Source organism: Romboutsia sp. D33t1_170424_H2, assembly GCF_015669105.1.
GTDB classification, from domain to species: Bacteria; Bacillota; Clostridia; order Peptostreptococcales; family Peptostreptococcaceae; genus Romboutsia_C; species Romboutsia_C hominis.
The window spans coordinates 1-13,645 of the sequence record NZ_JADOZQ010000009.1; the positions used below are offsets into that span (position 1 = coordinate 1).

Consider the following 13,645-nt stretch of genomic DNA (forward strand, 5'->3'; position numbering starts at 1 on the left):
CATGTTATCTCGTATTAGCATACCTTTCGGTATGTTATCCGTGTGTACAGGGCAGGTTACCCACGCGTTACTCACCCGTCCGCCGCTCTTTACCGAAGTAAATCGCTCGACTTGCATGTGTTAGGCACGCCGCCAGCGTTCATCCTGAGCCAGGATCAAACTCTCAAATAAAAGTTGTTACCTGCTCAGACTATCATTATCTGAATATCTGGCTTGGTTTGTTTTCGATTCTTTTAAGAATCAGTTATATAAATTAACCTACTGTTTAATTTTCAAAGTTCATTTTCGTTTTTGCCCTTTTCTTAAGGACAAGTAATACTATATCACCTTACATTTATATCGTCAACACTTTTTTAAAACTTTTTTAAAAAAATTATTATTATTTATATTTTAAACATAAATTAATATATCCAAAACTCTTGTATTTAAGAGAATTTCCAGTTAATTTGGTTTTATTTTTTATTGAAAAATTTTTTTAAAGTATATATACATTTACAAATTAGAGTATAATAGTAATATAGTATTAAAACCAGATACTAATTTTGTTATAATTTGTTGGTTTATTTACTTATTTATGTAAAAACGTTTAAAATGAATTATATATTCAACTTTAATTTATGGAGGTAAATTATGAATAATTATCTTAGAGAGCCAATTAATGGTTTCACACACCTTGCTGGTGCAATCTTATCCTTTATTGGTCTACTAGCATTGGTAATAAAAACAACATTAAATACCCCATCTACTTTAGAGCTAACAGCTGTAATAATATTTGGATTAAGTATGATTCTTCTATATGCAGCTTCTGCAACTTATCATTTAGTTATTTCTAGTGATAAGGTAATAGGATTTTTAAGAAGATTAGACCACGCTATGATATTTGTTTTAATAGCAGGTTCATATACACCATTTTGCTTGATAGCTTTAGATGGTCCTACTGGATGGATTTTATTTGGAGTTATAATGGCTACTGCTATTGCTGGCATATCTTTTAAATTAATTTGGTTTAACTGCCCTAGATGGATTTCAACAGCTATATATGTTGCTATGGGATGGATTTCTATATTTCTTATTAGTCCATTATATAAAGCTTTATCATTCCATGGACTTTCTTTACTTGTATTAGGTGGAGTTTTTTATACTATAGGAGCTTTAATATATGCAACTAAACCAAAATTTTTAGAATTTAAATACTTAGGTTTTCACGAAATCTTCCACATATTTATAATGCTTGGAAGTTTAACTCATTTTTTCTGTGTATTTAATTTTGTCATATAATAAAAAAGGAGAACTATCAGTTTTGATTAGTCTCCTTTTTTATTTATCTAAAATATTATTTCTATTTTTGTACCACTACCTATATTGCTTTCTACTTTTATATCTCCATTATGAGCCTTTACAATATCTCTACTTATGGCCATACCTAAGCCTGATCCTTTATGAGCATAACCTGTATTAGTTCCTCTATAATATCTCTCAAATATATACTTAAGATCTTCTTCAGATATTCCCCTTCCATTATCTTCAATAATTATATGTGTCTTTTCATCCAAAATTATATTTACTTTTATACTTACATCTTCATTATTGTGAATAATAGAGTTGTATAAGAGGTTATTTATTGCTCTCTTCATTAGTAATTCATCTATTTTCAATACTATATTATCTTCTTTCGAATTAAAATCTATATATACATTATTATATTTAGGGTTGTTAAGTATATCTATAATACATCCTCTAACCAGTGATACTATATTCTTTTCTTCCCTGGATATATTTGAATATCCATCTTTTAGCTTCATAGTTAAATTTAAATCATCAACTAATTCTTTTATATAGTTTGCCTTACTATCTATAATCTCTGCATATTGAGATACTTCATCTACTTCTATATCATATCCGCTAGACATTAATTCTGCATATCCTTTTATAGATGCTAAAGGTGTTTTTATATCATGAGAGATATTTGCTATCCACTCATTTCTCATGGATTCGATTTTTTTTCTTTCTCTTTCATTTGATTTTAATGTGTCTGCTAAATTATTCAATTTATTAAATACTGGCTTGTATATTCCTTTTTCTTTATAATATGATTCATAGTTTCCACCAGCTAGATCTTCAACTCCACCAATTATACTTTTTACAGGTTTAGTTAAAGATTTACTAAATATATACCCTATCACTGTAGCTACTATACAGTCTACTATTATAATCGCCAATATAACTTTTGATATTATATTTCTTAATGACTCAGATTCAGTAACTATACTAGTTCTACTCACCTTGTTCATTGGAAATCCAATTAGGTATGTATATGAGTAATTATTTATATTTTTTTCAGCAACTAAAACTGTAGATTTATTATCTTCTACTCCAGCATATTTATATGTATTTATTAACTGAACAGGTGTGTATTTATTTCGGATATTATTAGGTGCATTATACTTGTAAATTACACTTCCATCACTGTCTAATATTTGTATCCACATTTTATCTTTTTTTAATATTTCTTTACCTTTATCATTCACATAAACGTTATTTATATCATCTGTATCATTAAAAATATTTTTATTAAAATCTCTTACAAATGCCTCTACATTATTAAATATTCCATGTCCATTTTGTGAAGAATCCGCATTTATCATAACAGATATAAAAATAGCTATAGCTATATTTAATTGAACAACTATCATAGCTACTATTACAGTTGATAAAAGGTACTTTAAAGTCAATTTCCATTTCATACTAAATCATCCTTAGCTATCTATTCTTTTACTAAAAACTTATATCCAAGCCCTTTTACATTTATTATATATTCTGGCTTTGAAGGATTATCTTCAATCTTTTCCCTCAGTCTTCTTATATGAACCATTATGGTATTATCATATCCTATAAAATCATCTCCCCATACTTCATCACAAAACTTTTCTTTACTTATTATCTGATTTTTATGTTTTACCATATACATAAACATCTTTAATTCTTTAGGCTTTAATTCTAATAATTCTCCATTTTTCTTTACCTCTAAAGTCTGCTCATTCACTTCAAATGGCCCTACTTTTATAATATTATTATTTATTTTTTCTTCTATATTAAATTGCTTCTTACTTCTTCTAAGTTGAATTTTTACCCTAAGTGCTAGTTCTTTTATGCTAAATGGCTTTGTTATATAATCATCAGCACCTATAGATAACCCTACTAATTTATCTAATTCTTCTCCTTTCGCTGATAAAAATAATACTGGTATGTCTGATGTTTGTCTTATTTTTTTACATACATCATATCCTTCGATATCCGGAAGCATAATATCTAGTATGGCTAAATCTGGATTTTCATTTTTGAATATTTCTAATCCATTAGTTCCATTATCAGCTATATAAATATTTTCAAATCCTTCTTTTTTAAGTGCCTTTTTTATTAAATTTAATATCTCTACTTCGTCATCTACTACTAATATCTTACTTTTTCTTATTAAGGACTCCATTTAAAACCCTCCTATCGCTATGATAAAATTTTTTACTACACGTTATTTTAATTTTACGTTTTTTTATATTTAATTTATACCATATTTTATAACTTTTATTTCTAATGAAAAAAGAAAAGCATAACTAATGTTTTGCTTTTCTTTTTATTATTTCTAAATTATTTATATTTATATATTATCTTTCACTTAAAAAACTTCTCTTAGCTAAATTGTAAAATAATACTACTCCCACTACACTTGTCCCTATAAATACAGCCCATATACTTAATGGTAGTTTATATCTTATAATTGGAGTTGCATACATTCCTAATATAGGCCATTCTAAAACATTACTAACCATACCTCTAGCTTCCATAAAGTAAGGTATTGCCATACATGCTCCACCTATTAAAAATGGTACTATTGCATTTTTACTTATAGATGATAAAAATAATCCTAAAGCTGCTAGTAAGAATGATCCTATTATTATGTTGATAGTCATCATTAATATCATTTGAATTACTGTTATATTAGATCCGCTATTTCCAAAGTACCATAAATTCTTTAATGGAGTATCTAATCCTTTAAAGTTTAAGGATACTAATGCTCTTAATACCATTGTATATAATATTGAAAGATTTACTATGCTAGCACTTACTCCAGCTGCTATAAATTTACTTATAACTAACTGTTTCTTACCATTTTTTGTAGCTTTTATCAATCCATCCATGTTTGAATTATACTCTATAATAAAACTTCCTGAAAACATCATAAACATAGTTAATCCCATAAATGGAGCAAGGCCAAACCATTTAGAAAATAAATTTGCATATGTCTCATTAATATCAAAATTATAAGTAGAGCTATATGCTAAAAATATTGTTAACATCCAAACAATAATTACTCCAAGCTTAAAATTCTTTTTTATCTCTGCCTTGACAACTGAGAACATGATTATACCTCCCTTGCATCTTCTAACTCAAAATAGAACATGTAAACATCTTCAAATCTTGGTTCTGTTAGTTTTGTATTTTCATATGATGGCGCTTTATCACTTATTATTCTTAGTTGAGTATCTTCAACACCACGATTTATACTTACTACTTTGTAGTTTCTTTGAATCTCATTTACTTCACTTTCATTTTTTGTAGTTATTGTATATACTTTACCTTTCATGTCTTCTAAAATTTCTCTATGAGTTCCTTTTAGAAGTAATTTACCATCTTTTATCATAATAGTTTCTTTAGCTACTGACTCTATATCAGAAATTATATGAGTTGAAAGTATTACTATTGTTTCCGTTCCTATATTCGATAATAAATTTCTAAATCTAGTTCTCTCTTGAGGGTCAAGACCTGCTGTTGGTTCATCTAATATTAATATCTTAGGGTTATTAAGTAATGCCTGTGCTATACCAACTCTTCTTTTCATTCCTCCAGAAAACTTAGACACATTCTTATTTCTTACTTCATAAAGACCTACTAATTTTAATAACTCATCTACTTTTTTCTTAGCTTCACTATTATTCATTCCTTTAAGCGCCGCCATGTACATTAAAAACTCTCTCGCTTTAAAGTTTTTATATGCATCAAAATCTTGTGGTAAATATCCAACTAAAGCTCTATATTCATCATCTAAAGATACTATATCTTTTTCGTTATATAATATTTTCCCGCTACTTGGTGTTGTTATAGTTGCTAATTGTTTCATTAAAGTTGATTTACCAGCTCCATTAGGACCTAATAAACCATATACTCCACTATTTAAAGTTAAACTTATATTTTCATTTGCATTTTTATGTTTATATGTTTTAGTTAAATTTACAATTTCTAATTTATTCATTTTTACTTCCTCCATATTTTTATTTATCTATTTAGTACTTTCTTAAATACGTAAACATTTAGTAGTATCCCAGATACAATTATTAATCCTAATGTACTTAAACAAGTTATAACTAAGTCAAAATTCATTGAAAATAATTTAATTTGACCCATATATGCAGTAGATATAAAACTATTTTTTGAAAGTATATCTATAAAACTACATTGGTGTATTATCAGCATTAATTCATAAGGTAAAAATTTAAAAAATACCAGTATTTTTCCCATAGCTATAAATAAAATCGAACAAGATATAGATTGTATCGAGTTTTTCGTTATAAATGAAAATAAAGCTGAGAATATTGATATAGCTATAAATACTAAAGATATTACTCCTACTTCAGATGCTATATATTGAACAATACTCATTTCTCTAACTAAACTTGCCATACTAGATATTCTATATGCTTGTAAGCCTCCATTCATCGGCGCCCCATATTGAATATATGTTGCTATAAAAGTTGCAATTAAATAAATTGCATAAACAATAATTGGTAAAATTATTGATATTAAAAGCTTTGAATTTAAAGCTTTATATTTATTTTTAGATGATAAGATTATAGTATCTACATTTGATAATCTTTCATCTGTATATAAATTTGAAGAAAGTGTAACTATTATAGCTACAATCAGTAGTGTAGCTAAAGGAAAAGTTGCTCTATTTTCAAATACTTGATAGAATGTTACATCTTTATATTTTTTACCATTATCTTTACTTAGCTTTTCTTTTGACATTTTGCTAATTTGCTTTTCATTTTTATCTTTTAAGCCATGAGTATTCTTATTAGCAATCGATTTTATCTCATTTACTTTATTGTCTAATTTTTCCTGTGCTATTACATCTACTGGTCTTTTGTCTACTATATATTCATTTTTACTTTCATCGAAATATTCATTTTGAGTTTCTAACATAGGCTTTACAAATCCAATTTGTATAAATAAAAGTCCCATAAGTATAAGTGCTATTATTGAGGTTTTATTTTTAACTATTTTTTTTAATTCCCATCTTAACATGTTTGTTCTCCTCTCTTGTGATTACAAATTTATTATATATATCTAGATTTACACCATCATAAACTTAATCTTAAATAAACCTTACAATTCAAATTTTTCTTATTTAATATAAATTATCTGGCAAAATAAATAAGAGCAAAGCTATTTTTTGCATAACTTTGCTCTTATTTATATATTTTTTTAATTATTGTTATTTACTAAATCAACTATTTTTTGTCCTTGTTTTAGTAATTCATTATAATCATTTTCTTCTTTTATCTGATTTATTTTATCTTCTGTAATATCTTTATCTGAGATGTTAAAGTATTTCTTTAGTATTTTATATTGAGTTTCTCAATTTTTATCTTTACGATCTTCTATACCTTTTTTCCAATTTATATCTATTTTATCCATTACCAACCCTAAAGCAGATCCCGTTTCATACTTCATTGATCTTTCTAAATAAGATGGCGATTCTGCTTGACCATTTGCAATATAATCATATGCCTGCATAAATGTAACATGGTATGGACTTTCTTTTTTTGCAAGTACAGTTAACTTTCCTCCTGTTAAATCACTATATTTATATTCAATGTATCTTGCAGTTCCTTCTATTGCTTCTGTGTTTGTTTCTGCTACTAACTGTGGCCATTTTTTATATCTATAAGCACGTACAGTTGTCCATTGTTTTAGGTACTTCTTAACTTCTTCTTTGTTATTAGTTTCCATGCATTTATCTAAAAGCTTAAATTCTAATCCCATTAAAGCATAGTTTTCTTTATTTACTGGATAATTTTCTATATACTCTCCATCACCTTTATCATATGTCCAATCTTTTTGCTTATATGTATGGAATGATTCATGTAATAAAAATGAAGTAAAATCAAAATATAATTCTGGATTTTCTATCATTTTAGGGTGATATTTAAAATAAAAAATACTTTTACCATTAATATCTACAGTACCAAAATTTGAAGGCGCCCAGGTTGAAATCAGACTTATATCAAACTTACTTATTCTATAAACTTCTGGTAGATTTAAAGATTTAGGCATATTCATTTTCCTTGCAAGAAAGCTTTTTTCAATTCCTTTTACGTTAACTGCATAGGCATACTTTCTTATAATCCCTTTATCTTTATTAGTTCTTATTAGAATTATAGGCTCCTTATTTAATTTATATTTATTGTTCCATAGTTTTTCACCATTTTCATTAAATTGTTTATATATACTTGATAACTGTACAAACATTTCTTTATCTACAGAATCAAATTCTTCATATTTAGTCTTATATACTTTATTTAATACAATGTTACTTAGTACAGTTAATACTAACAAAACTATAATAGTTGAGATTATTATAAGTGCTTTACTAGGTTTTTTCTTCATTAATGGTTTATTTCTCCTTTTGTAATTTCTTCTAAAAATCATTTTTTCATAATAAATTTTTAATATGTATACTTTATTTTTCACATATGTTTATTCATTATATATAAATAAATTTAAATTTCTGTAAAATTAATCTTAAATAAACCTTACAATTCTTATTTTTCTTAATTAATATATAAAATATACTTTAAATAAAAAAAACGAACTCAATTGAGTTCGTTTTTTACTTCTATCTCATAGCTCTCATTGCATTTAATACTGCTATTAATGCAACACCAACATCTGCAAATATAGCTTCCCACATAGTAGCAACTCCACCTGCTCCTAATATTAAAACTATAGCTTTTACAGCTAATGCAAATATTATATTTTGCCATACTATCTTATTAGTTTTGTTTGCTATTTCTATTGCTTTAGAAATTTTGCTTGGTTCATCTGTCATTAAAACTACATCGGCAGCTTCTATAGCAGCATCTGAACCTAATCCTCCCATAGCTATACCTATATCAGCTCTAGCTAAAACTGGAGCGTCGTTTATTCCATCTCCAACAAATATAACTTTTTCTTTTTCTGATTTTCCTTCATATATTTTTTCTAGCTTATCTACTTTTTCATTAGGAAGTAGATTTGAGTATACTTTATCTACTCCAAGCTCTTTTGCTATAGCTGTAGCTACTTTTTCATTATCACCAGTTAACATTACAACATCTTTTATTCCTAATGATTTTAGATTTTTTATAGCTTTTTTACTATCTTCTTTTACTTCATCTGATATTACTATATATCCTCTATATATTTGATTGACAGCTATATAAACTACTGTTCCAACTTCTTTAGCTTTAGAATAGAATATATTCTCTTTTTTCATTAATTTTTCGTTACCTGCTAAAATAAGTTCATTATTGTAATTTATTTTTATTCCATAAGCTGCTATTTCTTCATAACTAGTTATTTTGTCTAAATCTACTTTTTTATCATAGTAACTTAATATTGATTTTGCTATTGGATGATTAGAGTTTGCCTCTGCAAAAGCAGCGTACTCTAATAATTTTTCTTCAGATATTCCAACTGCATTAACCTTAGTTACATTAAATACACCTTTTGTAAGTGTTCCTGTCTTATCAAACACAACTGTGTCAACATTTCTAAGTGCTTCTAAATAGTTACTTCCTTTTATTAATATACCATTTTTAGATGCAAATCCTATTCCACTAAAGAAACTAAGTGGTATAGATAAAACTAATGCACATGGACAAGATACTACTAAAAATACTAAACCTCTATATAGCCACTCACTAAATGTAGCTCCTGGTATTATAATTGGAGGTACAACTGCTACTAAAACAGCTCCTATAACTACTGCTGGTGTATAATATTTTGAGAACTTAGTTATAAAGTTTTCAGTTTTAGATTTTTTGCTACTTGCATTTTCAACTAAATCTAATATTTTAGAAACTGTTGATTCTTCAAATCCTTTTGTAACTTCTATAGTTAATAAGGCATTTTTATTTATAAATCCTGATAATACAGATTCTCCTTTTGATACTTCTCTTAATACAGATTCTCCTGTAAGTGCAGATGTATCTACCATTGAGTATCCATCTATAACTACACCATCTAGTGGAACTTTTTCTCCTGGTTTTACAACTATTACATCGCCTATTTTAACTTCTTCAGGAGAAACTACTTTAAGTTCTGATCCTTCTTTTAAGTTTGCATAATCTGGTCTTATCTTCATAAGTGATGTTATAGATCTTCTTGATTTTCCTACTGCTATACCTTGTAAGAATTCTCCTAATTGATAGAAAAGCATAACTCCTACTGCTTCTGGTAATTCACCAATTGCTAATGCTCCAATTGTTGCAATAGACATTAAGAAGTTTTCATCAAACACTTGACCTCTTATAGCATTTTTTAGTGCTTTTAATAAAACTTCTCCACCTACTATTACATATGCTATTATAAACATCGCATCTGCAAGTTTACTTTCAAATCCAGTTGCAATTTGATATATTCCAAATATATATACTAATGACCCTATTACTAACTTTATTATATCTTTTTTATTTATATCATTCTTTTCTTCTTTAACTTCTGATTTTTTAACATTACCATTTTCATTTTTTATTTGTATGTCTAAACCTGGTTCTGTTGCATTTACTATTCCTACTATTTTATTTATAGTCTCTTTTTCATCAAAAGATTTTCTTATATTTACTGTAAGTTTTTTGTTTATAAAATTTAAATTTGAAGAATCTATTTCTTCTAACTTAGATACTTTTTCATTTATTACTTCTGCACAATGAGCACAATTTAATCCACCTAATATTAATTCCCTTTTAATGACTTTAGAATTTGAAACTATTTCTATATCTAATCCTGGTTCTGTGTCATTTATTATCTTTATAGCCTTTTCTATAATTTCTTCCTCATTTACACCTTCTTGTATGTTTAATACAAGCTTTTTATTTATAAAGTTTAGATTTGATGATTCTACACCCTCTAGTTTAGATACTTTTTCATTTATTACTTCTGCACAATGAGCGCAGTTTAATCCACCTAGAATCAGCTCTTTTCTAATTATGCTACTAGCATCCATAACCCAATCCTCCTATCGTTTATATGTTTCTTGTATATGACATAAACCACAATCAAATATCTTACTTATGTGACAATCATCTAAAGAATAATAAACTACTTTTCCTTCTTTTCTAAATTTAACTAGCCTAGCTTGCTTTAGTACCCTTAGCTGATGAGATATTGCAGAATGAGTCATTCCTAATAAACTTGCAATATCACATACACACATTTCATTTGAAAATAATGCATATAAAATTTTTACTCTTGTTGTATCTCCAAATACCTTAAATAACTCTGCTAAGTCATAAAGCATCTCTTCTTCTGGCATTGATGTCTGAGCTCTTTTTACTATATCTTCATGAACCTCCTCGCAATTGCACGAGTTTAATTTTTCATTTATATTTTTACTCATATCTTAATTCCTCCAAATTAATAACAATATATGAATAATTGTTCATATATATAATTATATGTCCATGTCCAAATTTTTGCAACTAATATTAACTATTTTTTTATAAAATGCACATAATAGCATTTTTAGTAATATATATATTATTAAAGTGAATTGTTATTTAGTAAGTAATACTTTAGGAGGGATGATTTACTATGAGTTTTGATAATTTCTCACACAAACAAAATGGCGATATGGATCCTAATTATATATACCCTACACCTTATATAGATCCTATGATGTATGTTAATCCTTATTATAATCAACGCCCAATGGACTACGGTAATTCTGGGTACTATATGACTTATATGAATCCTTATATCAATTATCCTGTGATGGATAATCAATATGCAATGTTAGATAATGATTTCTATTTTGATGATATGGATATGGAAACTATGTATATGGATCAAGATATGAATATGATGCCTCAGATGCCGGGTAACATGCCTATGATGCCTAATATGATGGGTAGTATGCCTATGATGCCCCAGATGATGGGTTGTATGCCTATGATGCCTAATATGATGATGCCTATGATGCCAGGCATGATGTATAATCCTTATATGATGATGGGTATGATGCCTCAAATAAACATGGAAGAATTTGATGAGGAAGAAATGTAAATTTTTTTAATTTAATTGTTATAAAATTTTAAAACTTGTCCAAAATAATAATGTATTCCTCATAATATTCCCCCAATATTATAAATACAGAATAAAGCCACTGACAGTTAAGTCGTGGCTTTATTTTTTATCAATAATTTACTATTCTAAGAAATAATCAAAGTCATCTGCACCAGATTCTACGAAATCATAAAGTACATTTTCCTCAAAATACATTTCTTCTTTAATCTCTATATAGTCAGAATAATTACATTGAAGTAATTTGTTTATATATTTTTTATCTCTATTATTGTAAGTTCCTACAAAAAACTCATTACCTATTTGATAATAAATAGCTTTTATGTCATTACTTATAAGGTACACTTCTTTTGCTACATGATGGTTATCAAAATTAAATCTAGTGAAGAATGTCCCCTCTTCCATATCACTTCTTAATAAAAATGGATTATCTATATAAAACTTTTCTATAAACTCTTCCTTATTTTTCAAGCTATAAATGCTTACAAACTCTTCTTTTGATATTTCATCAAAAACTTCAAAGTCAAAAATTCCTTCTTTATCTCCTACTAAAATAGAGTTTATCTTAAATCCATTTTCTTCTTTTGATATACTAAAAGCTATTCTACATATATAATATCCATCACTATCTTCGTAAAGTGCTTCGCTTATATACCTTTCATTACCTTTTGGTATTACTTTATTTTTTAGAAGTGTTCCATTTATATTTGTAATATGCATATTACTTATCTCTTCACTTCCTGAGAAATATCTTAAGCTTTCTCTATCCCATGCTATAAATCTCATAGTCATATAATTTATAAATTCTACTTCATCAGTAATTTTCTTGCAAATTTTAGGATATATGTCTTCAAGTTTTAATTTTGGTTCATAATTTTCTATAATATCTATATACTCTTTTACCTCTCCTGGTAATGGTTTTTCATAGTAAGAATTTTTATTTCCATAGTAATTAACTAGAAATAAAGCTTCTTCTTCTGATATATCTATTCTATCAGCTCCCAATCCACCCATTAACCTTTCTTCTTCTCTATGAGATTCTTCTATAGTAGGATTTTTTAAGCTTACATAGTCTGCTAACCCAAGTCCTTCTGAATCTAACAAAAAGTATTGATATATCTTATCATTTTTTTCTTGCCATATTATTAAAAGTCCCATACTTCCCATTAATCTAGAATTGGTTACCTTTGCATATTTGAATTTCACAAAATCACTTCCTTATTGGAGATATTTATTTAATAAATTTTTTTAATATCAATATAATTTCTTATTAATACATATGTTATAAATAACATATAATCTCATAAGATATTTTACAATTAGATTTTAACTATTAACTATAAATTATAATATAAAATAATAAAATCTACCAAAAAAAATTTAAATTTATTTTGTATAAGTTCACAACTTAAATAAATTTTGTAATATAATAAAATAAATGTTTAATAGAGGTGATATTAATGAGAAATATAGCAGCTTTTTTTGATATAGATGGTACTCTATATAGAGACTCTCTTATGGTTGAACATTTTAAAAAGCTCATTAAGTATGACATAATAGATCAAAAAGCATGGTACGATAATGCAAGAGATGCTTTTATGAATTGGGATAAAAGACAAGGTAATTATGATGATTATCTAGATGATGTTTGTAATTTATATGTAGAATCTCTAATTGGACTTGATAAAAATTATATTGATTTTACTAGTGACCAAGTTATAAAGCTTAAATCAGATAGAGTGTATAAATACACTCGTTCAAGAATAAAATGGCACTTAGAAAATAATCACATAGTAATATTTATATCTGGTAGTCCTGATTTCTTAGTTGGAAAAATGGCTGAAAAATATAATGTTACTGATTTTATAGGAAGTAATTATGTTTTTGAAAATGGAACGTTCAATGGCACAGTAATTCCTATGTGGGACTCTAAAAGTAAGAACACTGCTATTGATGACTTCGTAAAAAAATATAATATAGACTTATCTATTTCTTATGCTTACGGAGATACAAATGGTGATATTAATATGTTAAGAAGAGTTGGCAACCCTATAGCTATAAATCCAACTAAAGAACTTCTAAATCATATAGCAAAAGATCCTGTTATATCTAATGCTGCTAAAATAGTAGTCGAAAGAAAAGATATAATATATTCACTTTCTCCGAATGTAGATATCCTTAGTATATAACATAAATTTAATTATCGAATTTAGATAATTTTCAATAATAAATATTTGAAAAGTCCTTG

The 13,645-nt window shown here is 26.8% G+C and carries 12 protein-coding genes and 1 rRNA gene; 3 read left to right on the forward strand and 10 right to left on the reverse strand.

Features of this window, described 5'->3' with window-relative positions:
• A 16S ribosomal RNA gene (locus tag I4U66_RS10500) occupies nucleotides 1–171 on the reverse strand; the annotation flags it as partial.
• Nucleotides 172–630: 459 nt separating this feature from the next.
• On the opposite strand from I4U66_RS10500, the gene trhA reads away from it, so the two are divergent.
• Nucleotides 631–1,278: a PAQR family membrane homeostasis protein TrhA gene (gene trhA / locus I4U66_RS10505; protein WP_092922126.1), complete on the forward strand. Its 648-nt coding sequence runs from the start codon at nucleotides 631–633 to the stop codon at nucleotides 1,276–1,278.
• 47 nt (nucleotides 1,279–1,325) lie between these two features.
• On the opposite strand, the gene I4U66_RS10510 is transcribed toward trhA, so the two are convergent.
• The 8 genes from I4U66_RS10510 to I4U66_RS10545 form a co-directional block, all read right to left on the reverse strand.
• Nucleotides 1,326–2,744, reverse strand: a complete 1,419-nt coding sequence (locus tag I4U66_RS10510) for a HAMP domain-containing sensor histidine kinase (protein ID WP_092922123.1) — start codon at nucleotides 2,742–2,744, stop codon at nucleotides 1,326–1,328.
• 20 nt (nucleotides 2,745–2,764) lie between these two features.
• Nucleotides 2,765–3,484 (reverse strand): response regulator transcription factor, encoded by a 720-nt coding sequence (locus I4U66_RS10515; RefSeq protein WP_092922120.1) that lies wholly within the window; start codon nucleotides 3,482–3,484, stop codon nucleotides 2,765–2,767.
• Between the two features lie 175 nt (nucleotides 3,485–3,659).
• Nucleotides 3,660–4,415 carry a hypothetical protein gene (locus tag I4U66_RS10520; protein ID WP_195928846.1) on the reverse strand — a complete coding sequence of 252 codons (756 nt, stop codon included), beginning with the start codon at nucleotides 4,413–4,415 and terminating at the stop codon, nucleotides 3,660–3,662.
• A 2-nt stretch (nucleotides 4,416–4,417) separates the two neighbouring features.
• On the reverse strand, nucleotides 4,418–5,305 hold the full coding sequence (locus I4U66_RS10525) for an ABC transporter ATP-binding protein (protein ID WP_092922114.1): 888 nt from the start codon (nucleotides 5,303–5,305) through the stop codon (nucleotides 4,418–4,420).
• 23 nt (nucleotides 5,306–5,328) lie between these two features.
• Entirely contained in the window at nucleotides 5,329–6,357 is a 1,029-nt protein-coding gene (locus tag I4U66_RS10530; RefSeq protein ID WP_195928848.1) for a hypothetical protein, read from the reverse strand.
• A 333-nt stretch (nucleotides 6,358–6,690) separates the two neighbouring features.
• Complete coding sequence (locus I4U66_RS10535; RefSeq protein ID WP_207743627.1) at nucleotides 6,691–7,722, reverse strand: hypothetical protein; 1,032 nt, start codon at nucleotides 7,720–7,722, stop codon at nucleotides 6,691–6,693.
• A 229-nt stretch (nucleotides 7,723–7,951) separates the two neighbouring features.
• Nucleotides 7,952–10,321: a heavy metal translocating P-type ATPase gene (locus I4U66_RS10540; RefSeq protein WP_195238510.1), complete on the reverse strand. Its 2,370-nt coding sequence runs from the start codon at nucleotides 10,319–10,321 to the stop codon at nucleotides 7,952–7,954.
• A 12-nt stretch (nucleotides 10,322–10,333) separates the two neighbouring features.
• The gene (locus tag I4U66_RS10545; RefSeq protein ID WP_207733588.1) at nucleotides 10,334–10,714 is read right to left on the reverse strand and encodes an ArsR/SmtB family transcription factor; all 381 of its coding nucleotides are present in this window, start codon (nucleotides 10,712–10,714) and stop codon (nucleotides 10,334–10,336) included.
• A gap of 194 nt (nucleotides 10,715–10,908) precedes the next feature.
• Here I4U66_RS10545 and I4U66_RS10550 point away from each other — a divergent pair, with 194 nt between their 5' ends.
• A complete protein-coding gene (locus I4U66_RS10550; RefSeq protein ID WP_092922105.1) occupies nucleotides 10,909–11,379 on the forward strand; it encodes a hypothetical protein in 471 nt (156 codons plus the stop codon).
• A gap of 141 nt (nucleotides 11,380–11,520) precedes the next feature.
• On the opposite strand, the gene I4U66_RS10555 is transcribed toward I4U66_RS10550, so the two are convergent.
• On the reverse strand, nucleotides 11,521–12,603 hold the full coding sequence (locus tag I4U66_RS10555) for a hypothetical protein (protein ID WP_166506070.1): 1,083 nt from the start codon (nucleotides 12,601–12,603) through the stop codon (nucleotides 11,521–11,523).
• A 254-nt stretch (nucleotides 12,604–12,857) separates the two neighbouring features.
• On the opposite strand from I4U66_RS10555, the gene I4U66_RS10560 reads away from it, so the two are divergent.
• Entirely contained in the window at nucleotides 12,858–13,586 is a 729-nt protein-coding gene (locus tag I4U66_RS10560) for an HAD family hydrolase (protein WP_092922100.1), read from the forward strand.
• Nucleotides 13,587–13,645 lie beyond the last annotated feature (59 nt).